Origin of the sequence: Eupransor demetentiae (genome assembly GCF_963930865.1) — a bacterium.
In the GTDB taxonomy this organism is placed as follows: domain Bacteria; phylum Bacillota; class Bacilli; order Lactobacillales; family Lactobacillaceae; genus Eupransor; species Eupransor demetentiae.
The window spans coordinates 472418-497309 of record NZ_CAWVOH010000001.1; the positions used below are offsets into that span (position 1 = coordinate 472418).

Genomic DNA, 24892 nt, shown 5'->3' on the forward strand with positions numbered 1-24892 from the left:
GAGAAAGTATGGCTCAGGTATTAATTCTTGGCAAGGGTGCCCGTGAGCATGCCTTAGCCCAAACTTTCATTGCCAGTCCCCAGGTTGATCAAGTCTACGTCGCACCCGGCAACAGCGGCATGGAAACAAAGGGCATTCAGATTTTAAGCGACATCGAACTTGATGATTTCGCTGCCATGCTAGCCTTTGCAAAAGAAAAAGCAATTGATTTGACTTTTGTTGGGTCAGAAGAACCTTTAATTGGGGGAGTCGTTGATATATTTCAAGAGGCCGGTCTTAAAATCTTCGGTCCCAGCCAAGCCGCGGCCCAGCTCGAAGGTTCCAAGGATTTTGCGAAGTCGATCATGGCCGCCGCGAAAGTTCCAACGGCGCATCATCGTACCGTCACTTCGCTCCCAGAGGCCCAAGCCTTTCTCACCCAAGCCTCCTGGCCTCTGGTTTTTAAAATCGACGGACTAGCAGCAGGGAAGGGCGTTTCAATTATCGCTGAGGAAGAACAAGCTCGGAATTACTTGCTAGAAGTCTACCGCACGAATCCAGCGCAAAAGCTGGTAATCGAGGAATTCTTACAGGGTCCTGAATTTTCAATCTTCTCCTTCGTTGGACCTGATGGGCAGATTCAGCACGTGCCTCTTGCCCAGGACCATAAACGCCGTTTTGACGGAGACCGGGGACCAAATACCGGTGGCATGGGGGCCTATTCGCCCTTGCCTTGGCTGAATGAAAAGGACAAGAACCGTGCCATTCAGGAACTCGTCTTACCGGTACTTGCTGAAATGAACAAGCAGGGAATGCCATTCACTGGTGTCCTCTACACCGGCGTTATTCTGACAAAAGCAGGCCCAAAGGTCATCGAATTCAACGTTCGCTTAGGCGATCCTGAAGCCCAAGTGGTGCTGCCACAGTTGCAATCTGATTTTTACCAAAACATCTGCGATTTGCTAGCCGGTCGCCCAGCCAACTTTATCTGGCAAAAAGAAGCGTACTATCTTGGCGTCGTACTCGTTTCACCGGCCTATCCGGCCAAGTCAGAAGAAAAGCTACCGGTTCCATATTACAAAGATTTGGCTCCCTTAATCGTCAATTATGCCACGGTTGAAAAAGACGGCGAGCAGCTGGTTTCAGACGGTGGCCGCATCCTGACTGTCGTCGGCCACGAGGCAAATTTGCAAGCAGCGCGAGATGAAGTTTACCGCACCATTTTGGCCAACAATACCGCCTTGGCCTACCGCAAGGATATTGGCCATGCCGCCCTCTAAGTAAAAAAGCCCAGCAGGGCTTTTTTTCTAAAATTATATTTGACTATTTGGTCAATAATTATATACTAAGGGCATGGGACGTAATAAGAAATATGATTCAACCAAAACCCTAGCAGCCATTACCGACGTCTTCATCCAAAACGGCTACAATGGTACTTCCTTAGACGACCTAGTCAAAGCCACCGGGCTGCTGCGAGGCAGCCTGTATAGTCAGTTTGGCTCGAAGCAGGGGATGTTTAACGCCGCCCTTGCCGAGAGTTTAAGACAGCAAAACGACCAGTTATGGGGTCTGCTACTCGTCGCCATGCTAGAAGTCACCAGCAAGAACAAGACGGCTTTTGACCTCGTGCAAAAGTGGTACCAGCATAACCATGATGGTGAAATCGCAGAACAAATCGGACTCGCCCTCATCAAACGATCGGGCATTCAAGGAGATGAAAATGGAAAATAAAGTGACGATTCAAGATCAGAATTTAATTGTCGAACCAACCGGCCTCAGCAAGTTGGCTAGCTTCAAGAACAAGTTCATCATTCCCTTGTCCCACGTTGCCGGTGCAACCGTTGACCCTGGCATCATGAAGGAAAGCGCTGGCTGGCGTAATCCTGGAACCGGACTACCAAACTACCGCGGCGGTACCTTCGAAAAAGACCACGAAAAGTCATTTTTCAACGTTACCACGAAGGAAGAACCGCTGGTCATCCAGCTTAAAGAGGAAAAGTTTATCCGCCTAGTTCTGGGTGTCGAAGACCCTAAGGCTTTGGCCGAAGAAATTAATAATCAGATTAACTAAAAAAAGCAGCCATTCGGCTGCTTTTTAAATTTCAACATCCCCCTGATCAGGCAATTGCCCTTGGAACTTTACCAAAACGAAACGGGCAATTGGGGCCACAACCAATAACTGCAAAGGCAGTGCCACCACAACGTTGAGTAGCCAAGCCTTTGGGTAGGCCGAAAGTGAATTTCCGTTAATTAGGACGCCAAAGAGTGACATCAAGGTTACCATTCCTGCCACCATCAGCAGTGAAATTGTAATTGGAATCCGCAAGCCAGATTTGTTCTTAAAGCGTGGCACAATCACTTTAAAGGCCAAACCCTTGGCAATCGGTCCGACAATCAAACCATCACAGAGCATGGCCACCAGCAAGGCGAGGGGATAGCCGACGATAACTTCAGCCAAGAAGCCAGCCGACATTCCCTTGGCAAGGTAAACGTTGTAAGCCGCCATGCCCAATACCATCAAGCCAGCCATCACCAGCATAAATAACAATTCTTCTTTTAAATTACGAGGCATTTCTTTTCTCCTTTTTCTTCATTTTCAACATAGCACAAAAAATTTTTCTTCATAAGTAAGAATTTGATGAGAAAAAGCGCTAACTTCCTGCTGCGACAGCTTTCTTTCTTGCTATAATAAAAGAAAACAGTTAAGGAAAATAAAATGAAAAATTGGCAACGAATCGTTGTAAAGGTTGGGACGAGTACCATTGTGGACGACAGTGGAAAAGTCAATTATCCCGTCATTAACCGCCTAGCTCAAGTGCTAAGCTCACTCCAACAGGAGGGGCGCGAAGTGCTCTTTGTCACTTCTGGTGCCATTGGCGTTGCCATCGACCAAATGGGCTTGGCTAGCCGTCCTAAGCAAATTCCCGAGCAACAAGCGCTGGCAGCCATTGGCCAGGGATACCTAATGTCGATTTACCACCAAGCCTTTGCCTTTTATAAGCAAGAAGTCGGCCAGGTGCTCTTGACTTATGATGTTTTCGAACAGCCGGCCATGCTGGAACACACCAAGCAGGCGATTCAAGCACTCTTCAATCACCACGTTATTCCCATCGTTAACGAAAACGATGTCATTGCCGTTGACGAATTGGATCACCAACATTCTTTTGGCGACAACGATCACTTAGCTGCCTTAGTCGCTCAGCAAATTGACGCCGACCTCATTATTTTGTCTGACGTTGATGCCCTTTATACCGCCAATCCAAATTTGGACTCAAACGCTAAGCCACTCCACAAGGTAAATAATATTACCGCCGAGATTCGCCAAGCAGCTACTGGTTCAACCTCTGGACTGGGAACCGGCGGGATGACGACTAAATTAGGAGCCGCTGAGTACATGATGCAGCACGGCAAACAAATGGCCCTTATCAATGGTGCTAATCCCGATAACATTCTCGCCGTTATGGCTGGAGAAAAGATTGGAACTCATTTCCAAGGAGAAGCAGATGACTAAAATTGAAGAAATTGGACAAAAAGCCAAGGCCGCTTCACTAGAAGTCGCTCAACTTTCAATCGAGGAACGTAACCGTGTTTTGCGAGCAATGTCGCAAGCCTTAACAGCTAATCAAGCCGCAATCATCAAGGCCAACCAAGCTGACCTGGCCAAGGCTGAAGGCTTGTCAAAACCAATGATGAACCGCCTAACCTTGGACAAAAAAGTTCTCGATGGCATTGCCGAGTCCTTGGAAGCCGTCGCTGAACTCAAGGATCCTTTAGCCGGTCCTTATGAAAACTGGGAACATCCATCTGGTTTTAAAATCATTAAGAAGACTGTGCCACTCGGCGTCGTCGCCATGATTTACGAAGCCCGTCCCAACGTCACAATTGATGCCGCTGCCTTAACCTTTAAGTCAGGAAACGCCGTCATCTTGCGTGGTGGTAAGGAGGCCATTCAATCCAACATCGTTTTGGCGGAAAGCTTGCGCAACTGCTTGAAAGAGCAGGGGCTCAATCCCGATATCATCCAACTTATCGAGGATACCAGCCACGAATCCGTCAATGAGCTCCTGCATCTACGCGAATACGTTGACGTTCTAATTCCCCGTGGTTCGGGTTCCTTCATTGACTTTGTCGTTAAAAATGCCACCGTGCCCGTCATCGAAACCGGGGCGGGGAACACCCATATTTTCGTTGATGAATCAGCAGATTTTGACAAGGCCATTCCGGTCATCGTCAATGCGAAAACTCAAAAACCCGCTGTCTGCAATGCGGCCGAAAAGCTACTTATCCACGAGAAAATTGCTGCTAATTTCCTACCTAAGATTGCTGACGCTTTGCTTGCTAAGGGCGTTGAACTCCGCGGTGACAAGGCTGCCCAAGCAATTGAATCCCGTATCACTACTGCTTCTGAAACCGACTGGGATACCGAATACAACGACCTGATTATGGCCATCAAGATTGTTAAAGATGTTGATGAAGCCATCAACTGGGTCAACGCGCACACCACCCATCATTCCGAGACCATTTTGAGTCAAAACAAGGACAACGTCGCAAAGTTCATGCAGGCCGTTGATGCTGCTGTCGTTTACCAAAATGTTTCCAGCCGCTTCACGGATGGTTTTGAATTTGGCTTCGGCGCTGAAATTGGTATTTCGACTCAAAAGCTACACGCCCGTGGCCCAATGGGTCTGCCAGCCTTAACGACGCTTAAGTACGAAGTCTTTGGTGACGGGCAGGTGCGTTCTTAATGATTCGACCCGCTAAGCTAAGTGACATCAAAGCCTTAAACGCCCTCAACAAAAACGAAATGGGTTATGATTTTCCTTTGGAAGATGCTCGCCAGCAACTAGCCCTCATTCTGGCAGATTCGGAGCACCACGTTCTTGCTGTCTTTGAAGACGAGCAAAGTAGTGCGGTCCGCGGCTACATCCATGCCGAACTCTACCGAGAAATTTACGCAGAGGACGCCTTCAATTTGTTAGCGCTGGCCGTTGATTCCAGCCAACAAGGGCAGGGGATTGGCTCTGCTCTGCATTGCTGGCATGGTTGGAAAAGGAAGCGCAGCAGCGTGGCATCCATTCAATTCGCCTAAACTCTGGCATGAACAGAACAGCCGCCCATCATTTTTACGAGAAAAATGGCTATCAAGAAATCAAAGAACAGAAGAAATTCAGTAAGAAATTAATGTAAAAGAAAAAAGCGAATTTTTCTGAGATCCGCTTTTTGTTTGGATTAATTAATTTGACGCTTATTGGACATCAAGTTAAAAACAACTCTCCCCGTTTTCGCACTTAATGGTTGCGTAATCCAAAATAAGTGTCCGTCACCGGCCAACCTATGTACTTAGTATAGCACTAAATTTAACATATATTTAAATATTATTATTTATTTTGAATAGTTATACTTTCATGGTGAAAAAGTATTATCATGATTTGATATAATTTAATGAGCAAACAAGTGAAGATGGTGGCTATCCCGGAAAGGATGGTGGTTCCTATGGTGTTAAAACTATAGCAGCAACATATCCTAGGAAAGGAGAGGCCCGATGTCCGTAAAGGATGTCATCACGTTGTTGTTAGCGTTTGGGATGTTTATTCTAACGCTGATCATCGTGGTAATTGACTTAATCAAATTAAGCCAAAAAAAATAACCATCTTTGCTTAGCCGGCCTAGGTGATTATTTTTTAAGTAATTAAATTGGGTTAGCCACCGTTTTACGGGTTTGCTAGGAAGGCATCGCAGTTCCAGCTACGATGTCTTTTCTTATGCATTTAGTATAACACTTATATTTGATTTTTGTCTATCTATAGCCGTATATTTTAATAATTTTGATTTCTTGTTTAGTCGTCAAAATTAATATTTTATGATAAATAGTTTACAAAGTACTCATTAATTGTTATAGTCAAAACATTCAATCACGAAATAAGGAGAATCAAGCATATGAAGATGACTTGCATGATGTGTCAAATGTTGAAGGAATAAATGAGATTCGGCGATTATCTCATTTATTCCTTTTGGATAATTAAATGAGATAATCCATATTTGACAAGGCAAGTTCATCCATATAATTGATTAACAATTATAGATAGGCTCTGTGTTGATATGGTTTTACTGTATTAATGCGGAGCCTTTTTCTGTACAAAAAATCCGGATGAACAGGCTGAGTCAGTGAAAAGGGGAAAGAATTATGAATGCTAGTGAATTAATTTTCGATAAAAAAACAAATCAGATTCCAGTTAGTTTTTGGCGCCATTTCGCTGAAAATGAATTAATTGACGGACTTCAACATCCAGAAGTTCAACAAATTAACCTGGACGGCCATAAACACTATCTTGCTGAAACGCAACCAGATTTCGTCAAGCTCATGAGTGATGGTTACTTTAATATTCCGCTCAAAGGCGTTAAGGACGTACTCAACCTAGATGATCTCAACAATATCGAAGCCATTGATGCTGACGACGCCTGGTTAACCGAGCAGATTAGGCTAGTACAACAGCAAGTTGCCTTAGCCGGTAAGCGCAAAACTTTCTACAACATTTTTTCACCAGTTAGCAGCTTAAAGTGGCAGTTGACCTCACACGGCGTTAAAAATCCAGACCATCTTGTTGCTAAGTGGTACCAAGAAAATCCAGAAAAAATCAAACATATCCTAACCGTTTTAGCCAACGACACTATTCAGCAAATTCATGCTGTTGTAAAAGAGGGGGGAGCCAGCGGAATATACTTTAGCACTCAAGAACTACAAGGAACTTCAATCACCGAACAATTCTTCCGAGAAGTTCAAAAAGAAATCGATCAAAAGGTTATTACTGCGATTATTCAAACAGCTAAAATCAATATTCTACATATCTGTGGTTTTGAAGGGGCTACTAACCACCTTGACTGGTTTAAAGATTATGATTTGTCAATCGTCAATTGGTCAGTCAAAGCTGAAAAAATCTCTTTACGAGAAGGGCAAGCTTTATTCTCAAACAAAGTCGTTTTAGGTGGTTTTGGCAATGGTGAAAATGATGTGCTTTATTCCGGTAGCGTTCAACAAATCAAAGAAACAGTCAACGACATTTTAAATGGAATCGACAAAAACCGAATTATTATCGGCGCTGACTGTACCATTCAACGAACGACGCCCATTGAAAATCTAAAGGCTGCAATCGTTGCAGCCAAACAAGTTGTCGCGGAATAAGAGGGGGAAGTAAAATGAATAAAAAGCAAGTTAAAATTACAGCATGGACCGTCGGAATTCTAGTCGTTATTGCGGGTATCCTGGTCATACGTAATCAAAATTCCGGTAAAAGCACATCTGGTCATAAAAGAGTCGTTAACGTCGCCCACACTCAGGATTATGTTCCTTACGACTATGTCAAAGACGGTGTTTCACAAGGCTATGAAGTCGATGTTTTAAAAGCTGTTAACAAGTTATTACCGCAGTATGAATTTAAGTATCATCCGACTTCTGACGAAGATCTACTTGTCGGACTCGATTCTGGCAAGTACGATATTGGAACCAAAGGCGCTTGGAAAACAAAAGAACGTGCTAAGAAGTATATTTTACCAAAGCAAGCTGATGGTGCCTCAATCATAGGTATTACATACCGTAAAGACAGTAATTATCAAAGCTTCGAAGATTTTGCAAAGCAATCCGGTAAATTGGTGCCAATTTCACCGCAAAATGGTCAATATAATGTTATTCAACAATGGAACAAAGACCATCCAAAAGAAAAGATTGACTTGAAGTCCGCTGATCAGTTTACAGTCGGCGATGCCTATAACTGGGTTAAAGAAGGACGCTACGATGCCTATTTAGATGTTAAAGTTAGTTACCAAGAATCCATTAAAAAGAATGAAAGTGATGCCCAACAATTAGCTTACCTGCCTTATAAGGGTATTGAAACGTATCCCATCATTAGCCGCAGTAATCCCAAGAATAAGCAGCTAGCTGACGACTATGACAAGGCCATTGAAAAGCTAAAGAAGAATGGTACCCTTGCCAAGCTTTCACAGAAATACTTCCACGAAAATGTTTGGGATTTTGTTGGTAACAAGTAACAGGAGGAAATATGCCCAGTTTTGATTTTGACTTTTTCAAGAGTAGCTTTTCATACGTTTTACCATTCCTACCTGTAACCCTAACCATTATTTTCTTTTCGATTTTATTCAGCTCTTTATTTGGCCTTATTCTCGCTCGAGCTGAACTAAGGACGAATACCATCGCTGCCAAAATTGCATCCGCCTACGTCTTTGTCTTACGCTCAACACCGCCAATCGTTCTACTTTTCTTAGTATTTTACGGAATCCCAAAGTTATTTTTATTCACATTAAACGTGAATATTAACAGATGGAATCGGACAATTTTTGCTATTCTAGCACTGTCCTTACTGTATGCTTCAAATTTGTCTGAAGTATTTAAATCAAGTTATCTAGCAGTTGGCTCAGCACAATCAGAAGCTGCTGAAATGGTAGGTCTGTCACCCTGGCAAAGCTTCATTCGAATTACCATGCCACAAACAGCAGTCATTGCCTTACCCAACTTTACGAACACAGTTGCCGCGTTGATTAAAGACTCAGCCTTAGCCTACATTATTGGCATCATGGACATTGTTGGCGCAGGGAACAACTTGATCGCACGGAACTATGGCCACTTTGCCTTTGAAACCTACTTAGCACTAGCAATCATTTATTGGGTATTTTTCATTCTTGTCGAACAGGCCGCTAAATTCTCGGAACAAAGACTAAACAAAAAGCAGGCAGCACCAGTAATTTGGAAAAGTGGGGAAACAATATGAACATCGATTTCTTGGTAAAAACCCTTATCAAAGCTTTTCAAGCCATCCCAATTACGCTATTAATCACTGCCGTTGCCTTGTTGATTGGTTTAATCTTTGGCGGATTATTGACTTGGATTAAGATCAAGCGTTTCCCAGTGCTATATCAATTGGCACAGTTATATACAACCATAATCCGAGCGACTCCAATGGTTTTGATTATTCTAATTTTCTACAGCATCTTACCAAGCATGGCCAATGCAGTTTTGAATCAACAACTCCACTGGAAAATTAAAATTTTTGACATTAATCCAATTTTCTACGCTTTTTTGATTTTTGGTTTAATCGCAACAGCCAATCTATCGGAAGTTTTCCGTTCAGCCCTAACAACTGTTGATGAAGGGCAGGGGGAGGCCGCCCAGATGGCTGGCCTTTCCACCTGGCAAAGCTACAAGCGGATTATTATCCCACAGGCATTAGTAGCCGCCATTCCAAATGTCGGTAACTTAACGCTCAACATTATGAAGGGAACTTCCTTAGCATTTTTAATGACTGTTTCAGAAGTTACGGCGGTAGCAAAAATTCAGGCTTCCTATACCTATGACTATACCGAAGCTTACCTGGATATTTTTCTAGTTTACTTTATCCTAGGCGCAATTCTACAGTTCATTTTCAAACTTATGATTAAACACTTTTCAAAAAGTCAGTCTGCTAAACAAGTGGCAGCATAAGGAGGGTCACATGCTAAAAATCCATAATTTTCAGAAAAAATTTAATAATCGTGAGGTACTAAAAAGTATCAACCTTGACGTTGATAAAGGTGAAGTTCTGGCCTTGCTAGGTCCTTCTGGATCAAGGAAAACGACCTTCTTGCGTGGACTTGCTTTCTTAACGCCTGGTGACGCAGGTGAAATCACCATCAATGATAAGCAAATTAACATTGATAAAATTACAAAGGCTGAAATCAAACAGCTGCGTGATAAAATGGGATTTGTTTTTCAGAACTTTAATCTTTTTCAGAACAAAACTGTTCTTCAAAACTTAACAGAAGGGTTGATTTACGGTCACCATTTTTCGAAGGATGAAGCCGAAAAATTAGCAAAAAAAGCGCTCGCTAAAGTAGGATTGTTAAAGTTCATCAACCATTATCCGCATCAGTTGTCAGGTGGCCAAGCACAAAGAGTTGGTATTGCCCGAGCAACGGTTTTAGATCCAGAAATTATTTTATTTGACGAACCAACCAGCGCCCTAGATCCAGAACTCGTTATTGATGTTCTTAAGGTAATCAAGCAGTTGGCTGATGAAGGTAAAACACTAATCGTTGTAACACATGAAATGGCTTTTGCGAAAGAAGTCGCTGATCAAGTCGTCTTCATGGATGGTGGTGTGATTGTTGAAAAAAATCACGCCAAACCATTCTTCGAAGAACCAAAATCACAACGTTTGAAAGATTTTCTTAGTCGAATCGACGTTGCTAAGTCATTGGCAGCAATCCAATAAAGTAAAAGGCCCGTTGGCGCGGGTCTTTTTATACATAAATTTGATTAATCAAATTAAGCCAAAAAAAATAACCATCTTCGCCTGGACGCCTAGATGATTATTTTCCAAAATAATTAAGATGGTTAGCCACCGTTTTACGGGTTTGCTAGGAAGGCATCGTAGTTCCAGCTACGATGCCTTTTCTTATGCACCTAGTATAACACAAACCAAAACAATACTTAATAAATAATAAAGTATTACGTTATTTTGCTACAATTTAAACAGCAAACAAGTGAAGATGGTGGCTATCCTGGAAAGGATGTGGTGCTTATGGTGTAAGTCATAAACAAACAGATTCTAGGAAAGGAGACGCCCGATGTCCGTCGCGGACGCCATCACGTTGATCATCGCGTTTGGAATGTTTATTCTGACGTTTATTGGCCTCGTGATTGAGCTAATCGATAAAATTAGCAATAAAAAATAACCATCTCCGCTTCGCTAGCCTGATGGTTATTTTTAAATAACAAGAATGGGTAGCCACCGTTTTACGGGTTTGCTAGGAAGACATCGTAGTCATCAGCTGCGATGTCTTTTCTTATGCTTTGATTATAACACTAATATTTTATATTTCATCATATTAAAATGATTTTTTTATATTTACCAAAAACCACTTGATACACACTCCAGTTTTCTACCTTAGCGATTGACCGATGCTTCCAGTGCATGCACTTTGCGCTCTTGGAAAACCAAAATAACAAGCAGAACAAGAGCGAAAATAGCAGCGGCATAAATAACATTTGAAGCCATTGACCAGCCATATTGACGAACCAATGAACCAATCACGGCAGTTGCAATCGTTTCCCCAAAAATGTATTGGAAGAAGCCCATAAAGCCAGTCGATAATCCCAAGGCGTAGTTTGGTACCGCTTCATTGACCATTAAGCCAACTAGTGACAACGGTGTATAAATCAGTGTTCCAAGCAAAAAGAGCACAACAACCAAAGTTAAATGACTACTTGTCGTGAAGTAGAGGAAGAGACAAGTTAGCATGCCAAGCACCGATAGCAAGCAAATCATTGCTCGACGACCATTAAAATAATCAGATAGGGCGCCAAGCGCAATGACACCAGGTACGGCAGAAATTTCAAAGATACCAACAAACCATTTTGCCCAGGTAACAGAGAAGCCTTTGGTTGGCAGGTAAGACGGAATCCAAGACAGGATACCGTAGCGGACAATGTAAATCGACATCGAGGTTAGGGTAACCAACCAGACCACCCGGTTTAATAAAATACTGTGAAGGAAAACTTGAACAAAAGACAGGTTAGTCTTGCTTTCGTTGGAAGCATTTCCGTTACCGTCGAGTTCGACATAGCCGGAATAAGTGTTGATATCCGGTAAGCCGACACTTTCCGGAGTATCCGTGTTGATCAGAAGCATCAAGGTTGCAATCAGTGCAGAAAAGACGGATGCAACAACAAAGACCATTGTTAGTGATCCAGAAAAGAGGAAGGTTGCCAACTGAATCGAGGCAACACAGAAGAATGCACCCGCATTATGAGCAGAAGCCCAAATCGAGAAGGTCGTGCCACGCTTTTTCTTTGAAAACCAAAGGGAAATTTGACGTTGGCAAGCCGGTGCTCCCATCGACTGCGTCACCGCAATCAGGAGCATCAAGGCCAAAATGACATAGAAGTTATCCGTAAAGCCAATTAACAAGTTGAAAAAGGCTGACAGATAAAGGCCAATGGCCAAAAACCAACGGGCATTTAGTCGATCCACTAAAGCACCCATGAAGATCTTCGCAATTCCATAGCCAACGCCAAATGTCGACAAAATTAAACCAATTTGCCCAATATCAAAGCCATAAACGTCCATGATACGGACTTGTTCAGTCGTGAAAACTAGTCGAATAATGTAATAGCCGATATAGGAAAAAGAAGTTGCTAGAAGCACTCCAATCTGGCGGCGACGATATTCACTCTTTTGGCTGGTATTCCTCACAGCCCTGTTTGTTCCAAACATATCTAAACCTACTTTCTCTTAAAGAGGCCTGAATTCTGATTTATTTTGAATTAAACCTCTTTGAATATTTTCTTATGGAAACGCTTACATTTTCCATCTGAGCTGATTATATAGAATCTTTAAAAATAAAGTCAAGCAGCAATATGATGGTTTTTGATAAAAATTTTGCCATTAAATGTCAGTACGCATAAAGAATAATTAGAAAGACGAATTTGATTTTTTAATTAGAATAGTCGTCGAATACGGCTGCATTAGCATAGAATTTGGATTGATTTAAGCGATATTCCCAGAAGAAAACTAGTTTACGTCAGGGATAAATTGTAGGAAAAGCATAATTGAATACAAAATAAAAACACCGAGTTGATTCGGTGTTTTCAAGAGAGTGATTAATCATACTTTTTAATTTTTGTATGAGAGAGATATAAATTTAGTTACTGCGTTTCCAGATACATTACTTTCGATAATATATATTATGTAAACTAAATAAAAATGCTTAAACATAAAATATAAAAACCTATGTTAAAATAATGTGTTTCTAAATAAATCAATTTTTTATAAAAGTAAGGAGTGTTTACGTGGAAGATGCAAAAGAAATAATGAAAAAATGGGCTAATCAAGAAACTACTTGGTATCCCACAAGAATTGAAAGTTTCCGAAATTCATTTAAATTGGCTCCCAAATTTCCAAATGGTGCAGATACGTATGATATACAATCTAATTTATCCTATAATTTTCAAAGTTTACAGTACATACTCCTTCAAATTGATGGACTTGTTCTATCAGAAGTCTTAAAAAAAAATTTGATTAAGTCTTTCGTTATTACCGGGATGTCAATTATTGAAGTTTCTTTCTATTCAATTTTAACTAAAAATCAATTTTAACTAAAAAAAATAAGATTCCTACAACTGCACCTGAGTGGATTCCATCCAAAGAAAAATTCAATCATATTGTAGATAAAGACAAAGGTCTGGGATCAATAAAAATCGAAACAACTATTTATATAAAAAACGCAGATACTAAAAATCCAGTTCTAACACCTCCAACGTTAGACTCCATGATTAAAAAAGTAAAAGACCTAAAAAGCAAAAAACAAATCGTCTGTTTGACTAGTGATGATTTTCCTGTCTTAAAAAGATTAAAAAACAAGAGAAACCATGTACATTTACAAGGTGGAGTTGATATTGACACTGATTACAAATCTTTTAATATTGATGACCTAAAACTTATGAAGCGCGTTTTATTCAATTTATTTGGAAAAATTATTGATGAAAAGAATGGTGAATCAGAAATGAGCAATACCCCTTCTTTATTCGACTTTCTTCAAGACGCTGACCCTGAATAATCTTCTAATTGACATTTATAACTGTACGCGAAAATTATTTGTATCATACTGATAAACTTTATATTTTTCACATTGACGATTATCAATGCATCGTCAAAACTTTTATTCAATTCGATATTGCAAGAGAAAATTTATTATCAATCTAAAATTAAGAACATGAAACCTTTCAACGACACAATCCGTTTCCTCATGGAAATTATCACTGATGTTCTGCTCATCATGACCGGGCTATCCTTCAGCAATCCCCTGCTAAAAATCACCTTTGCTGGAATTATTCCCGTTTTACTATTAGTCATCTGGGCCATCTACATGGCACCTAAATCCAACAAGCGCCTTCCCGAAGCGCAACGCTTAGTCGTTGAAATCATAATCTTCGGCTATACAACCATCATGACTTGGCTCTTTTTCGCACCAACAGTGGCCTTGATTTACCTCGTCGTAATAACCATCAACACATATTTCGATCATAAACTATAAAAAGCAGACCCGTTTGGGCCTGCTTTTTACATTAAATTATGCTTTGTCTAGTAAATTATTTGTAAAAAATTAACTCAGATATACAATGAAATTTCCAAGTACGAGTTTTTGTCACTCTATCCCTTTAGTAGCGGCAATCATATCTAAGTTTCTGAGTCGTTTTCCAAACATAAATATTGTTGAAGTAGAAGCCAAAACAACGATTATTGATGAAAGAATAAAACTTATAATACTAATTGACGGATAATAAATTACTTCGGCGGAGTTAAAAGTCGTAATGTATTTTGATAAGAACCAGTAACCGAAAGGAACTCCAATTATCCAACCAATTATCGTAATCGTAAGATTTTCTTCAATAGTTAGCTTTCGAATGTTACGAACTGAAAAACCTAAAATTTCCAAGGTGGCATAACTTCGAGTTCTTTCAGCAAAACTAAGTGAACCGATATTATACAGAATAACAATGGTCAGAAGAATACCAAAAATTTGGATTAATTGGAAAATACTGTTCAGGTTCGTAATCATTTCATTTGCGTTTTTACGTTGTTGACCAATATTTACGATTTTAAGATGATCACCATCAAATTTCTGGTTGATAGTTTCCTTAGATTTTCTTGTCAGAATACTTGTTGCTTTATACTTGAATCCGTGTTTTTGCCAAACAGTTTTTGAAATATAAATGGACTGAGGAGAATTTGTCTTTAAAATACCACTGATCACAAATTTTTCGGAATTATTCGCTAATGAAGGGGAAATTGTGATTTTTTGTCCCTTTTCAAGCTTGAATTCTTTTGCAATTCCTTCCGAAATATAAACACCATTCCCGGAAATTGTTTTATTATTCGACATTCTCATTTTCAAATACTTTTGAGAATTATCATCAAAAATTACAATAGGTTTTTCAAAATTGTGTTTATCTATTTGACCGTAAACCGTTTCAATTGTCCCGGCATTCAAATACCTCACAAGATCAGTAACTTTTTGCTCAGAAACTACTGAATCCAAATTGATTTTATTGCTATAGGTATATTCTCTGCCATAAGTGGTATTAACTTGATTTTGCATCGAATCTTTTGTCCCAAAACCGGTCATAATCAATGCCAAGCCACCGATGATGCCCAACAACCCCATCGACATTTGAATTTTGTTGCCAAAATTATCCCTTATTGACCACTTATTTCCATATGGAATTCTTAACCACAATGAATGGAATTTTTCCAAAAGAACGTGTTGATTCATCTTTTCAGAATTGCCGGACTTAAACAGAGTCGCAGGTGTGCTCCGTTTGGTTTTATTAGTAGCAAAATAAGCCGAAGATGTACAAATTAGAACAACAAATAGTGCAACTAGCAAAGAAATAGGAGTAAAACTAATATTCCAACTAGGCAATGAAAACATTTGTTGCTGCGTATTCATAATAAACTTAGCTAGAAGGGGCGAAAGTACAAGTCCTAAGCTGGCACCACTAATTCCGACAAGCAAACCGTATAAACTGTAATAGAAAGCAATAGAACTTTGTTTCATCCCCAATGAGGTTAATGTGGCAATGTCGTTTTGCTGTTGATTGACCACTTTTTTTATAGTTGTATACATAGCTAAAATCGCAAGCAAAATGAAAATAACAGAAAAAAGAATTGATAAATTACGAATTTGGTTAACTCGATCAAAAGCAGTTGAAACACCAACATTACTATCACGATTTTGAATCGTAATATATTTACTTTGGACAATGTTTCGAATTTGCTTTTTGCTATAGCCACCTTCTTTAATAGTAAAATCAACAACATTATTAATGTCAGGTATAGCAAAATATTTCAACAAAGTTTGGCTGTCAGTGAAGACATAACCATAGTTTTCTGACTCGGGAGCTATGTAGTCAGAGGTTCCGGTGTAATACATTCTATCCGGGGATTCAATCTCGCCAGCAATTTTCAATGTAGCATTTCGTCCATTGACAGAAACGTCTATTTTGTCGCCTTTTTTAAGATTATTTTCTTGAATAAATTTATCATTCAAATAAATATAACCGAGTTTAGAGCTTGGAAGATTCCCATTCGTTTCCAAAACCTTAGACACCTTCTGATTACCAAAAGTATTAATTTCTATATTTTTCTGTTTTCCATCTAACAGTAAATTCCCGTTAACTTTTGTCCTGGCGGAAAGATTTTTAACACCCTTTACATTTGCAATCTCCTCAATCTGTTGGTTAGATAAACCAGTCGTCACAAGTTCTGAATCAGCTAAATTAGATCTTTGCGCATAATTTGAAATATTAACATGCAATCCGTTCCAGACGCCTTCAAGTGCCGTATAAAACAAGACACTTAGCATTGCCATTAAAAATACAGAGAAAAATTGAGTCCAATTTTTTGTTACAGTTCGAACAAGTTTTTTTAGTAAATATTTCATTCCCAATCTATCTCCTCAACTTCAAGGGGATTTGAATTTTCAACTGTTTCTTCAATTCTCCCATCTTTAATTTTAATTACTTGATTAGCGATACCAGCAACAAGTGGGTTGTGCGTCACAATTACAACAGCCGTCTCTGCATCAACACTCTTTTTCAAAATCCCAAACACTCTTTGTGATGTTTGTGTATCAAGTGCACCTGTTGGTTCGTCGCAAAGTAAAAGTTTTGGCTTCTTAGCTAATGCACGTGCAATGGAAACTCTTTGCATTTCACCACCAGATAATTGATCTGGAAAATTATTCCTTCTTTTGTAAACATCAACCTGTTTCATATAATTCGGAACTTCTTTTTCAAATTGCTTTCCACGTAAGCGAGCAGAAATAGCCACATTTTCTTCCACCGTTAAGTTCGAAATCAAGTTATAAAACTGGAAGACAAAGCCAACAATATTTTTTCTATAACTTGTTAAAGCTTTCAAGGAAGATGTTTCAATTCGCTCCCCTTCATAAATAACTTCTCCGGATGACGGATTATCCATTCCACCCAAAATATTTAACGTTGTGCTTTTTCCAGAACCGCTTGGTCCCAAAATAACAGTAAGTTCATTTTTTCTAATGGTTAAATTAATATCTTTAAGAGCGACCGTTACTTCACTACCATTCTTGTATTGTTTGTTGATATTTACTAATTCAAGCACGATATTGTTCCTTTCGATGAATCAAGTTTGTAAAATAAATAATAAAGTTATAATATGATGGTTACTGTGAAATAAAAAGTAGGCTCTTTTTTTACAGATACTGTATTTTTTTAAAGTGAGGATCAACATGACTCCCGAAATTGACCAATTAGAATGTCCTGTAAACCCCTTCATGAACATTATTAATGGGAAATGGACTATCCATATTCTTTGGGAACTTTACCAAGAAAATAATCACTATGGCAGCCTTTTAAAATCCTTACCTGGAATTAGCACAAGGACCCTTTCAACGCGACTTAAAATGTTGGAAAACAACAATATTATTACGAGAAAGGTAATTACGGAAACAAATCCCCCAATGGTTTCATATCCTTTCACAGAAAAAGGATTAAGTTTAGTACCTATCTTAATGTCAATGAAAAACTGGTCGGAAGAATATTCTAAACACTAATTTTGATTTGTTTTTCATGATATATAAAAAGCAGACCCCGCGGTCTGCTTTTTTCTATACATTATTCTTCATCCACATCAACCACCCAGCCTTCGGGTGCTTCCACGTCACCAAACTGGATGCCTGAAAGCTCGTCGTAAAGCCTGCGCGATACGGGTCCAACCTCGCTTTCGAAGTAAAAGACGTGCTTCTTGCCCTTGTATGTTACGGACCCGGCTGGCGAAACAACGGCAGCATTTCCCATCGCTCCAGCTTCGGCATACTTGTCCAATTCGTCGACCTTGACGTCACCTTCTTCAACTTCCAAACCCAAACGATTTTTGGCCAACCACAGCAAAGATTTCTTGGTCACGGATGGCAAAACGGTGTCTGATTTGGGCGTGACAAATTTGTTACTGCCTTTTTCAACAGCGAAGAAATTAGCCGATGAGAATTCATCCACCTTGGTATGCGTGGCGGGATCCAAGTAAAGCACGTCATCAAAACCGGCCTCACGCACCTTCTTAGCTGTAGCCAAAGTTGAAGCATAGTTTGCCGTTGCCTTGATGTTACCAGTGCCGTCAGCGGCTACTCGATCATGGTCGTCATCCACCACGTAATTATGCGGCGCTAAACCACCCTTGTAGAGGGCCCCAACGGGCGTCACGTAAATCGTAAAAAGGTATTCCTCGGCTGCGGACGAACTCCTCGACCGGTACTTCCGGCATCGCCATGCGGCGAGCTCCTACGTTCATTCGCTTGGCAAATTCGTCGGGCCGGAACAAGACAACTCGTCCATCCTTAGTGCCGTAGGCCTTGTTTCCTTCGAAAACACCTTGGCCATAGTTGACGATTGGCGAAGCTTCGCGGACCGGCAACTGCGGATCCGTTTCCAAGCCAGCCTTGTACCACTTACCGTCCTTCCAATAAGCACGCCAGCGATATGGCATCTCAGTATAAGAAAAATCTAATTTATCCCAATCCATCTTCTTTGTCATCATTTCATCCTCCAAAATTATCCTGTCAGTTATGTATTAGAAAAAGAAAAGGCCTCCCACACGCCGATGGGAGGCCTTAAGTCCCATTCAGCTTCAAAATCACGCGTGAATAGGACTTACGATATAACTTCGTTAAAAAATCACGAATTCGTAAAATCCTGTTTATTAATAATAATGATAGTGGTTGATAGTTGCTTATTCATTAGAATATGCTCCTTCTTCTAATCTTTTTATAATCTAACACGGAAGCTGAAGGAAGGCAAGTCTTAATTTCAAAAAACATTACTGCATGATAGGCGAATTTTACTTATCAAGAAAAACAAAAGATACCATTAAACCCGAACAACTGTTATAATTTTTGTATCGTATTGGAGTTATATCCGGTTTTTAATGCTAACCGAGTCTCTACCGTCCGGCAAAAAGGACGACTAACACCAATCTCTTTTAGACGCTTTTCGCGTTCTTTTTGGATGAGACTCTCCGCATTAACTGGATATGGCCATACAATCTTATGCCTTCCAAGGAGATCTCATGGACACACCCAATCAACCCCTACCCAAGTTTCAAGCATTGCTACTGGGTCTGCAGCACGTTCTGGCGATGTATGCCGGATCAATTCTGGTTCCCCTCTTAATTGGAACTGCACTGCATTTTTCACCCAAGCAGCTAGCCTATCTAATTTCTGTTGATATTTTCTGTACGGGTATCGCGACACTCTTCCAGTTAAAGCAAACGCCTTTGACCGGAATTGCCTTGCCTGTAGTTCTCGGCTCTTCCATTCAGGCCGTTTCGCCCTTAATCAACATCGGTTCAACTCTCGGTTGGGGTGCCATGTACGGAGCCACCATCGTCGCCGGGCTCTTTGTCGTTTTAATTGCTGGTTCCTTTGCCCGACTACGCGCCTTATTCCCACCGGTCGTGACTGGTTCTCTTATCACGGTCATCGGACTGAGCTTAGTTCCGATTGTCTTACAAAATTGGGGTGGCGGTAACTTGACTGCCGCTAGCTTCGGTTCCCTACAAAATCTCCTAATTGGCTTTGTGACCGTTGCCATTACCTTGCTTTTGATGAAATTCGCCCATGGCTTTCTGAAAGCCATTGCTGTTTTGCTGGGGATTATTTTGGGTACAATTTTTGCAGCTTTACTCGGCTCGGTTTCGCTAAAACCTGTTAGCGATGCAGCCTGGTTCCACCTACCACAGCCCTTCTTTCTGGGGACACCAAGCTTTTCTTGGTCGGCCAGTCTAACCATGATTGTCATTGTCCTGACGGCCATGGTGGAAGCAACAGGTGTTTACTTTGCCCTTGCTGACTTAACCGGCAAAAAGCTGGAACGAAAGGACCTAGCTCGTGGTTACCGCGCCGAAGGATTGGCCGTCGTTCTTTCTGGAATTTTCAACACCTTCCCCTACTCGACCTTTTCGCAAAACGTTGCCGTTGTGCGTTTGTCGGGTGTTAAAACGAAACAACCCATTTACTACGCAGCCTGTCTCCTAATCTTGTTGGGCCTGTTACCCAAGTTCGGTGCGCTGGCAACCATCATTCCCAGTCCTGTCCTTGGTGGTGCCATGATGGTCATGTTTTCAACGATTGCCATCCAGGGCTTCCAGATCCTTGGTAAAATCAATTTGAATCAGGAAGGTAATTTGCTCACAGCAGGATTATCAATTGGCGCAGGCCTTGGCATTACAGCTGTTCCCAGCTTCTTTGGCCAATTACCAGAGGCGCTGAAGCTCGTCTTTAGCAATGGCGTGGTCGTGACCACGCTAGTTGCGGTCCTCCTAAACCTCCTGCTTAATGGCTGGCCAAAAGAAAATCAAAATATTTAAGGAGCTAAATTCTCATGAAAGAATTAGAAGCACGCATTCAATCGGAAGGCCACGTTCTAGGCGAAGATATTCTAAAGGTCGATTCCTTTTTAAATCATCAAATCGACCCCAATTTAATGCAAGCCATGGGCAATGAATTTGCCCGGCTCTTCGAAAGTCAAGGCGTTACCAAAATCATCACCGTTGAAGCTTCCGGAATTGCCCCTGCCGTCATGGCGGGACTAGCATTGGATGTCCCCGTCGTTTTTGCCCGCAAGAGCAAATCACGTATTCTTTCCGATGAGGCCTTTACGGCAGATGTTTATTCCTATACTAAGCAAACGACTAACCAGATTCGTATCGAAAAGCGCTTTCTTTCGGCCAGTGACCGGGTTTTAATCATTGATGATTTCTTAGCTAACGGCCAAGCCTTGTTGGGCCTCAAAGCCTTGGCCGATGAGGCTGGCGCAAGCATCGTTGGTGCTGGCATTGTCATCGAAAAAGCCTTCCAGCCAGGTCGTAAAGCCGCTAATGAGGCTGGCTTAAATAACATTCAATCCTTAGCGCGCATCGCCGCTTTTGAGGATGGACAAGTCATTTTCGTTGATGAAGAGAAGTAAAAAGAGTTGGTAGAAACCGACTCTTTTTTGTTTGGATTAATGACGAACGAAGGACCGATCATAAAATCTTTTTATTCGGATTATTCGCTTATTTTGGATTAAACCACGACCTATTATTAACATTTTCTTGCATTCATGACCAAAAACACGTATATTATCCTTTGGTTAATTGTTAATTAACTCTAAACACGATTATCCCAATCGAATCGGAAAAGGAAGTACCACATGAAAACATTTGATTACGATGCTATCCGTCTTTTGCCCAAGAAAAGTGTCTTGAAGAGCCGCCGCGAAGCCGATACCAGCGTTATTCTTGGTCAGCACCGTTTCAAGCTACCAGTTATGCCGGCCAACATGGCGACGGTGATTGATGAAAATCTCGCCGAATGGCTTTCAGCACGTGGCTATTTTTACGTGATGCACCGTTTTCAGCCCGAAACTCGTTTTGATTTCGTAAAAAAAATCCAAGCCAAGGGACAAATTGCTTCCATTAGTCTTGGTATTACTGATGATGAATACAAATTAATTGATCAATTCCAGACCAACAATGTTTGCCCAGAATACATCACCATTGACGTCGCCCACGGCCACTCCGACTATGTGATTAAGATGGTTCGCTACATCAAGGAAAAGCTGCCTAACACTTTCCTAATTGTCGGCAATCTTGGTACTCCTGAAGCCATTGTTGAAATTGAGGCAGCCGGTGCCGACGCAAGCAAGGTTGGAATCGGCCCTGGAAAAGCCTGCATCACCAAGGACAAGACCGGTTTTGGTACCAATGGTTGGCAGTTGGCTGCTATCGCTCAGTGTGCCCAAGTCGCCAACAAACCCATCATTGCTGACGGTGGCATTCGTCATAACGGCGACATTGCCAAGTCCATTCGTTTTGGTGCAAGCATGGTCATGATTGGTTCCATGTTTGCCGGTCACGATGAAACTCCCGGTGACATCATTGAGGAAGACGGGCAAACTTATAAGGCCTATTATGGTTCAGCCTCTGCTGCGCAAAAGGGCCACCAGCATAACGTCGAGGGGCGCAGTCTCAAGGTCGAGTACAAAGGCAGCATTCAAAGTACTTTGACCGCCATGGAAGAAGATTTACAGTCCGCCATTTCCTATGCCGGCGGCCGTGATTTGACCAGTTTGAAGACGGTCGACTATGTTGTGCTAACTGATTACTAAAGGAAAAAGCAGACCTTCATGGTCTGCTTTTTTATTCAAAGAATATCCAAATTCCAATCGCAAAATAAATCAGCGCAACTGCCAGATGTTCACGTTTATTGATTACCCGGCGAATGACCGACCAACCGCCGATTTGCTTGCCAATCAACCACCAGAGCGGAATCATCACCACGAAGCCCGATGCAAAAACTAAGGTCTGATCAAGACTTTGTTTGACAATGATTGGGATATAAATGCCCAGATTGTCGGCCCCGCCCGCGATGGTTAAGGCAGCTACCTGAGCAACACTGATTTTACTTCCGGTTGATTCCTTAAGCTTATTTTTCTCAAATAGCTTCTTAAGCGCCAAGATAATCGGCACAATCCCCAACCACTTAACCGGAAAATCAGTGGCGGCCGACAGAAAAGTCGCAATGCAAAAACTGACGAAGAGCAAGGTGAAAACGCCAATGTACTGACCGGCCAAAATGTTGCGCCGATCCTTCTTGCCGGCCGCTTGAGCAAAGAGAACGGTCAAGACCACGATGTCATCCATATTGCTGCTGATGAAGGCAATGATGCTGATTATAATAGTCATGGCATTCCCTGTCCAAGTATCGATTACAAATTTGTTGTTTTTATTTTATCATGTTGAGCAATTCACCTGATAATATGCTTTATTGTTCGAAAATTTTTGCGATTCCTTCTTGAATTGTAGTTACCTTAAAATTCGGAAAAGCATTACGGAACTTCGCATCTGAAAAAATGTTATCCTCTGCGTAACGTGGCAATAACTCCATTAACTCTTTAACCGATTTACTAAAGTGTGAACCAAATTGAAAAATCCAGTATGGTAATACCCGATATGATACTTTGCCTCCGGTAACGTCTTTAATAGCTTCAATTAACTGTTGATACGTCAGTGGACGGTCAACGGGCAAATGCCAAGTCTGGTTATATGCTGAAGCTGTATTAGCTAACAATGCCATCGCTCTACTAGCATCAGGTGTCCAAATTAAAGTCCTTAATTTATCGGCTGACAAAGGAATTAGAGCTTTCTTATCTCGCTTAATACGGTTAAATATCATGGTGTTTGTAATACTTTGCGTTTTGCCCGGTCCATAAAATTCAGGAGCACGACAAATCATAGTATCTAAATCTGAAGAAGTCATTAACTCTTCAATTTGGCTAGCCATTTTTGACCTTACTTCAGATTTAAGACCCTTAGGAGAATATTGCATCTGTTCCGTTTGAATTTCATTATTCTTAGGGTACATATAAGTATTATCGAAGAAAACAAGCTTTGCTCCAGTTTGTTCACAGGCCCGAACAACATTGTTCAACATCGTTGGAAAATCCCTATGCCAGATTTTACCGTCCATTGGTAAGCCGGCCGTAAAATATACAATCTGACTGCCCTTTACGGCCTTCAATGTTTGATCATAATTCGTTAAATTTGCGGGTACAAGCGTATCATCCTCATTAATTTTCTTTGGATGGCGACTTACTAAACGAATATCTTTCGTGTAATTTCGATTCAACTCCTTTGCTAATTCTTGTCCAATTTGTCCATTACTTCCTAATATTGCTTGTGTCATGATAATGCCTCAATAAATTTGTTAGCAACTGCCCGAACAGAAAATGGATTCTGACCAGTAATGAATTGGCCATCTTGCACGGCGAATGAAGCATAAGCACGTTTTTTCTCATATTTACCACCGCGTGCTTCCACCATTTTTTGGTTAAGAAAAGGCACAACCTTACGCTTTCTTGCCAAAATTTCTTCAGTGGCAGTGAAGCCAGTAATCTTTTTATTTTTAATTAAATAATTTCCTTCGGCATCATGTAAATTCAGCAAACCGGCGATTCCGTGACAAACTGACATAACGTAACCATTATTTTGATATATCGCTTCTGCAATTGTCTGCAATTCTTTGTTATCAGGAAAATCCCACATCACACCGTGTCCACCGGTGTAATAAATTGATGCATATTCGCTGGGGGTAACCTGACTAGGCTTCAAGGTATTTACCAGAGCATTATTCACAAAATTATCATCACGATATAGCTTCATCGTGGCATCATCTAAATAAGACATACTACGCGGATCTAAGGGTACAAAACCACCTGATGGACTAGCATAGTCGACTCCGATTCCGTTTTTCTGCATTTCATCAACAAATTCTGCACTCTCACCGAGCCACAATCCTGTTGCTTCATCACGGTTACCATAGCTTTTCACATTGGTCTCAACTACTAATACTTTGGTCATGATTCCTCCATTCGGTCAGTGTATTGAATAACATCGCCGATAAAATTCTGCAATTGTGTTAACTTTTCATTCTTAGGACAAACATAGTAGAAATTCTTCCGTGCTTCAGAACGATAATCAACTAGTTCAGCATCCCGCAAAATCTTTAAATGATGCGAGACCGCCGGCCTCGACAATCCTGTTGCGCTCGTCAGTTCCCCTACTTGCAGTCCAGAACAACTCTCGTCACCCAGCAATTGGATGATTATTTCCTGACGTTTTTCGTCACCTAATGCTTGTAATAAGCCGGAGAGATTCTGAAAATCAGATTTTAGCGCTGAAATATTTTTATCCATGGGACACCTTCTTTATTTATATGGTTTAAATATTTAAACCATTAAAACACAAACCATTTTAAAGAGCAAGATTTTTAATCAAACATTTTTTAATTAATT

The 24892-nt window shown here is 40.9% G+C and carries 29 protein-coding genes and 1 pseudogene; 21 read left to right on the forward strand and 9 right to left on the reverse strand.

Annotation, left to right across the window (positions count from 1 at the left end):
- Positions 1-8: 8 nt before the first annotated feature.
- The 3 genes from purD (at position 9) to ABSY64_RS02340 (ending at position 2050) form a co-directional block, all read left to right on the forward strand.
- Complete coding sequence (gene purD / locus ABSY64_RS02330) at positions 9-1259, forward strand: phosphoribosylamine--glycine ligase (protein ID WP_349641454.1); 1251 nt, start codon at positions 9-11, stop codon at positions 1257-1259.
- 73 nt (positions 1260-1332) lie between these two features.
- Positions 1333-1710: a TetR/AcrR family transcriptional regulator gene (locus ABSY64_RS02335; RefSeq protein ID WP_349641455.1), complete on the forward strand. Its 378-nt coding sequence runs from the start codon at positions 1333-1335 to the stop codon at positions 1708-1710.
- Entirely contained in the window at positions 1700-2050 is a 351-nt protein-coding gene (locus ABSY64_RS02340; protein WP_349641456.1) for a PH domain-containing protein, read from the forward strand. The genes ABSY64_RS02335 and ABSY64_RS02340 overlap by 11 nt, the downstream gene beginning before the upstream one ends.
- 24 nt (positions 2051-2074) lie before the next feature.
- Here ABSY64_RS02340 and ABSY64_RS02345 read toward each other — a convergent pair whose 3' ends face one another.
- Entirely contained in the window at positions 2075-2551 is a 477-nt protein-coding gene (locus ABSY64_RS02345) for a DUF2798 domain-containing protein (RefSeq protein WP_349641457.1), read from the reverse strand.
- Positions 2552-2695: 144 nt separating this feature from the next.
- On the opposite strand from ABSY64_RS02345, the gene proB reads away from it, so the two are divergent.
- From proB to ABSY64_RS02395, 11 genes are all read left to right on the forward strand, one after another.
- Positions 2696-3490: a glutamate 5-kinase gene (gene proB / locus ABSY64_RS02350; RefSeq protein WP_349641458.1), complete on the forward strand. Its 795-nt coding sequence runs from the start codon at positions 2696-2698 to the stop codon at positions 3488-3490.
- Positions 3483-4724: a glutamate-5-semialdehyde dehydrogenase gene (locus tag ABSY64_RS02355; protein WP_349641459.1), complete on the forward strand. Its 1242-nt coding sequence runs from the start codon at positions 3483-3485 to the stop codon at positions 4722-4724. The genes proB and ABSY64_RS02355 overlap by 8 nt, the downstream gene beginning before the upstream one ends.
- On the forward strand, positions 4724-5068 hold the full coding sequence (locus ABSY64_RS02360; RefSeq protein WP_349641460.1) for a GNAT family N-acetyltransferase: 345 nt from the start codon (positions 4724-4726) through the stop codon (positions 5066-5068). The genes ABSY64_RS02355 and ABSY64_RS02360 overlap by 1 nt, the downstream gene beginning before the upstream one ends.
- Positions 5023-5166 carry an N-acetyltransferase gene (locus tag ABSY64_RS02365; RefSeq protein ID WP_349641461.1) on the forward strand — a complete coding sequence of 48 codons (144 nt, stop codon included), beginning with the start codon at positions 5023-5025 and terminating at the stop codon, positions 5164-5166. The genes ABSY64_RS02360 and ABSY64_RS02365 overlap by 46 nt, the downstream gene beginning before the upstream one ends.
- Positions 5167-5521: 355 nt before the next feature.
- A complete protein-coding gene (locus ABSY64_RS07605) occupies positions 5522-5626 on the forward strand; it encodes a putative holin-like toxin (protein ID WP_350339477.1) in 105 nt (34 codons plus the stop codon).
- 537 nt (positions 5627-6163) lie between these two features.
- Entirely contained in the window at positions 6164-7159 is a 996-nt protein-coding gene (locus tag ABSY64_RS02370; RefSeq protein ID WP_349641462.1) for a uroporphyrinogen decarboxylase family protein, read from the forward strand.
- Positions 7160-7173: 14 nt separating this feature from the next.
- Entirely contained in the window at positions 7174-8022 is an 849-nt protein-coding gene (locus ABSY64_RS02375) for a transporter substrate-binding domain-containing protein (RefSeq protein WP_349641463.1), read from the forward strand.
- Between the two features lie 11 nt (positions 8023-8033).
- A complete protein-coding gene (locus ABSY64_RS02380) occupies positions 8034-8759 on the forward strand; it encodes an amino acid ABC transporter permease (protein WP_349641464.1) in 726 nt (241 codons plus the stop codon).
- A complete protein-coding gene (locus ABSY64_RS02385) occupies positions 8756-9469 on the forward strand; it encodes an amino acid ABC transporter permease (protein WP_349641465.1) in 714 nt (237 codons plus the stop codon). Before ABSY64_RS02380 ends, ABSY64_RS02385 begins: the two co-directional genes overlap by 4 nt.
- Positions 9470-9479: 10 nt before the next feature.
- Positions 9480-10238 (forward strand): amino acid ABC transporter ATP-binding protein, encoded by a 759-nt coding sequence (locus ABSY64_RS02390; RefSeq protein WP_349641466.1) that lies wholly within the window; start codon positions 9480-9482, stop codon positions 10236-10238.
- Between the two features lie 355 nt (positions 10239-10593).
- Positions 10594-10701, forward strand: a complete 108-nt coding sequence (locus ABSY64_RS02395) for a putative holin-like toxin (RefSeq protein WP_349641467.1) — start codon at positions 10594-10596, stop codon at positions 10699-10701.
- Positions 10702-10913: 212 nt separating this feature from the next.
- On the opposite strand, the gene ABSY64_RS02400 is transcribed toward ABSY64_RS02395, so the two are convergent.
- On the reverse strand, positions 10914-12242 hold the full coding sequence (locus ABSY64_RS02400; protein WP_349641468.1) for an MFS transporter: 1329 nt from the start codon (positions 12240-12242) through the stop codon (positions 10914-10916).
- Positions 12243-12817: 575 nt separating this feature from the next.
- On the opposite strand from ABSY64_RS02400, the gene ABSY64_RS02405 reads away from it, so the two are divergent.
- The 3 genes from ABSY64_RS02405 to ABSY64_RS02415 all read left to right on the forward strand — a co-directional run bounded on the left by ABSY64_RS02405 (position 12818) and on the right by ABSY64_RS02415 (position 14061).
- The gene (locus ABSY64_RS02405) at positions 12818-13123 is read left to right on the forward strand and encodes a hypothetical protein (protein ID WP_349641469.1); all 306 of its coding nucleotides are present in this window, start codon (positions 12818-12820) and stop codon (positions 13121-13123) included.
- A gap of 173 nt (positions 13124-13296) precedes the next feature.
- A complete protein-coding gene (locus ABSY64_RS02410; protein WP_349641470.1) occupies positions 13297-13584 on the forward strand; it encodes a hypothetical protein in 288 nt (95 codons plus the stop codon).
- Positions 13585-13773: 189 nt separating this feature from the next.
- Positions 13774-14061, forward strand: a complete 288-nt coding sequence (locus ABSY64_RS02415) for a YrdB family protein (protein ID WP_349641471.1) — start codon at positions 13774-13776, stop codon at positions 14059-14061.
- Between the two features lie 111 nt (positions 14062-14172).
- Here ABSY64_RS02415 and ABSY64_RS02420 read toward each other — a convergent pair whose 3' ends face one another.
- Positions 14173-16470, reverse strand: coding sequence for an ABC transporter permease (locus tag ABSY64_RS02420; RefSeq protein WP_349641472.1), 2298 nt, complete (start codon positions 16468-16470; stop codon positions 14173-14175).
- Entirely contained in the window at positions 16467-17168 is a 702-nt protein-coding gene (locus tag ABSY64_RS02425) for an ABC transporter ATP-binding protein (protein ID WP_349641473.1), read from the reverse strand. The genes ABSY64_RS02420 and ABSY64_RS02425 overlap by 4 nt, the downstream gene beginning before the upstream one ends.
- A 127-nt stretch (positions 17169-17295) precedes the next feature.
- Between ABSY64_RS02425 and ABSY64_RS02430 the strand changes: the two genes are divergently transcribed.
- Positions 17296-17619 (forward strand): winged helix-turn-helix transcriptional regulator, encoded by a 324-nt coding sequence (locus tag ABSY64_RS02430; RefSeq protein ID WP_349641474.1) that lies wholly within the window; start codon positions 17296-17298, stop codon positions 17617-17619.
- A 61-nt stretch (positions 17620-17680) separates the two neighbouring features.
- Here ABSY64_RS02430 and ABSY64_RS02435 read toward each other — a convergent pair.
- Positions 17681-18596, reverse strand: a pseudogene (locus ABSY64_RS02435) (aminotransferase class IV).
- A gap of 531 nt (positions 18597-19127) precedes the next feature.
- Here ABSY64_RS02435 and ABSY64_RS02440 point away from each other — a divergent pair.
- The 3 genes from ABSY64_RS02440 to ABSY64_RS02450 all read left to right on the forward strand — a co-directional run bounded on the left by ABSY64_RS02440 (position 19128) and on the right by ABSY64_RS02450 (position 22207).
- Positions 19128-20426 carry a nucleobase:cation symporter-2 family protein gene (locus ABSY64_RS02440; protein ID WP_349641475.1) on the forward strand — a complete coding sequence of 433 codons (1299 nt, stop codon included), beginning with the start codon at positions 19128-19130 and terminating at the stop codon, positions 20424-20426.
- A gap of 14 nt (positions 20427-20440) precedes the next feature.
- On the forward strand, positions 20441-21025 hold the full coding sequence (locus ABSY64_RS02445; protein WP_349641476.1) for a xanthine phosphoribosyltransferase: 585 nt from the start codon (positions 20441-20443) through the stop codon (positions 21023-21025).
- 225 nt (positions 21026-21250) lie between these two features.
- A complete protein-coding gene (locus ABSY64_RS02450; protein WP_349641477.1) occupies positions 21251-22207 on the forward strand; it encodes a GMP reductase in 957 nt (318 codons plus the stop codon).
- A 31-nt stretch (positions 22208-22238) separates the two neighbouring features.
- Here the strand turns inward: ABSY64_RS02450 and ABSY64_RS02455 are convergent, their stop codons facing one another.
- The 4 genes from ABSY64_RS02455 to ABSY64_RS02470 all read right to left on the reverse strand — a co-directional run bounded on the left by ABSY64_RS02455 (position 22239) and on the right by ABSY64_RS02470 (position 24793).
- Entirely contained in the window at positions 22239-22784 is a 546-nt protein-coding gene (locus ABSY64_RS02455) for a cadmium resistance transporter (protein WP_349641478.1), read from the reverse strand.
- 79 nt (positions 22785-22863) lie between these two features.
- Positions 22864-23784 carry an NAD-dependent epimerase/dehydratase family protein gene (locus tag ABSY64_RS02460; protein ID WP_349641479.1) on the reverse strand — a complete coding sequence of 307 codons (921 nt, stop codon included), beginning with the start codon at positions 23782-23784 and terminating at the stop codon, positions 22864-22866.
- Positions 23781-24458, reverse strand: coding sequence for a type 1 glutamine amidotransferase domain-containing protein (locus tag ABSY64_RS02465; RefSeq protein WP_349641480.1), 678 nt, complete (start codon positions 24456-24458; stop codon positions 23781-23783). Before ABSY64_RS02465 ends, ABSY64_RS02460 begins: the two co-directional genes overlap by 4 nt.
- Entirely contained in the window at positions 24455-24793 is a 339-nt protein-coding gene (locus ABSY64_RS02470) for an ArsR/SmtB family transcription factor (RefSeq protein WP_349641481.1), read from the reverse strand. The genes ABSY64_RS02465 and ABSY64_RS02470 overlap by 4 nt, the downstream gene beginning before the upstream one ends.
- Positions 24794-24892: the final 99 nt, after the last annotated feature.

What these genes read in the sequence shown, in the direction of transcription:
- ABSY64_RS02380 (WP_349641464.1), top strand. Translation starts at nt 8,034, where the DNA reads ATGCCCAGTTTTGATTTTGACTTTTTCAAGAGTAGCTTTTCATACGTT.
- ABSY64_RS02370 (WP_349641462.1), top strand. Translation starts at nt 6,164, where the DNA reads ATGAATGCTAGTGAATTAATTTTCGATAAAAAAACAAATCAGATTCCA.
- ABSY64_RS02390 (WP_349641466.1), top strand. Translation starts at nt 9,480, where the DNA reads ATGCTAAAAATCCATAATTTTCAGAAAAAATTTAATAATCGTGAGGTA.
- ABSY64_RS02465 (WP_349641480.1), bottom strand. Translation starts at nt 24,458, where the DNA reads ATGACCAAAGTATTAGTAGTTGAGACCAATGTGAAAAGCTATGGTAAC.
- ABSY64_RS02410 (WP_349641470.1), top strand. Translation starts at nt 13,297, where the DNA reads ATGATTAAAAAAGTAAAAGACCTAAAAAGCAAAAAACAAATCGTCTGT.
- ABSY64_RS02415 (WP_349641471.1), top strand. Translation starts at nt 13,774, where the DNA reads ATGGAAATTATCACTGATGTTCTGCTCATCATGACCGGGCTATCCTTC.
- ABSY64_RS02460 (WP_349641479.1), bottom strand. Translation starts at nt 23,784, where the DNA reads ATGACACAAGCAATATTAGGAAGTAATGGACAAATTGGACAAGAATTA.
- ABSY64_RS02455 (WP_349641478.1), bottom strand. Translation starts at nt 22,784, where the DNA reads ATGACTATTATAATCAGCATCATTGCCTTCATCAGCAGCAATATGGAT.
- ABSY64_RS07605 (WP_350339477.1), top strand. Translation starts at nt 5,522, where the DNA reads ATGTCCGTAAAGGATGTCATCACGTTGTTGTTAGCGTTTGGGATGTTT.
- ABSY64_RS02420 (WP_349641472.1), bottom strand. Translation starts at nt 16,470, where the DNA reads ATGAAATATTTACTAAAAAAACTTGTTCGAACTGTAACAAAAAATTGG.
- ABSY64_RS02400 (WP_349641468.1), bottom strand. Translation starts at nt 12,242, where the DNA reads ATGTTTGGAACAAACAGGGCTGTGAGGAATACCAGCCAAAAGAGTGAA.
- ABSY64_RS02430 (WP_349641474.1), top strand. Translation starts at nt 17,296, where the DNA reads ATGACTCCCGAAATTGACCAATTAGAATGTCCTGTAAACCCCTTCATG.
- ABSY64_RS02375 (WP_349641463.1), top strand. Translation starts at nt 7,174, where the DNA reads ATGAATAAAAAGCAAGTTAAAATTACAGCATGGACCGTCGGAATTCTA.
- ABSY64_RS02340 (WP_349641456.1), top strand. Translation starts at nt 1,700, where the DNA reads ATGGAAAATAAAGTGACGATTCAAGATCAGAATTTAATTGTCGAACCA.
- purD (WP_349641454.1), top strand. Translation starts at nt 9, where the DNA reads ATGGCTCAGGTATTAATTCTTGGCAAGGGTGCCCGTGAGCATGCCTTA.
- ABSY64_RS02360 (WP_349641460.1), top strand. Translation starts at nt 4,724, where the DNA reads ATGATTCGACCCGCTAAGCTAAGTGACATCAAAGCCTTAAACGCCCTC.
- proB (WP_349641458.1), top strand. Translation starts at nt 2,696, where the DNA reads ATGAAAAATTGGCAACGAATCGTTGTAAAGGTTGGGACGAGTACCATT.
- ABSY64_RS02385 (WP_349641465.1), top strand. Translation starts at nt 8,756, where the DNA reads ATGAACATCGATTTCTTGGTAAAAACCCTTATCAAAGCTTTTCAAGCC.
- ABSY64_RS02440 (WP_349641475.1), top strand. Translation starts at nt 19,128, where the DNA reads ATGGACACACCCAATCAACCCCTACCCAAGTTTCAAGCATTGCTACTG.
- ABSY64_RS02355 (WP_349641459.1), top strand. Translation starts at nt 3,483, where the DNA reads ATGACTAAAATTGAAGAAATTGGACAAAAAGCCAAGGCCGCTTCACTA.
- ABSY64_RS02470 (WP_349641481.1), bottom strand. Translation starts at nt 24,793, where the DNA reads ATGGATAAAAATATTTCAGCGCTAAAATCTGATTTTCAGAATCTCTCC.
- ABSY64_RS02345 (WP_349641457.1), bottom strand. Translation starts at nt 2,551, where the DNA reads ATGCCTCGTAATTTAAAAGAAGAATTGTTATTTATGCTGGTGATGGCT.
- ABSY64_RS02335 (WP_349641455.1), top strand. Translation starts at nt 1,333, where the DNA reads ATGGGACGTAATAAGAAATATGATTCAACCAAAACCCTAGCAGCCATT.
- ABSY64_RS02395 (WP_349641467.1), top strand. Translation starts at nt 10,594, where the DNA reads ATGTCCGTCGCGGACGCCATCACGTTGATCATCGCGTTTGGAATGTTT.
- ABSY64_RS02445 (WP_349641476.1), top strand. Translation starts at nt 20,441, where the DNA reads ATGAAAGAATTAGAAGCACGCATTCAATCGGAAGGCCACGTTCTAGGC.
- ABSY64_RS02450 (WP_349641477.1), top strand. Translation starts at nt 21,251, where the DNA reads ATGAAAACATTTGATTACGATGCTATCCGTCTTTTGCCCAAGAAAAGT.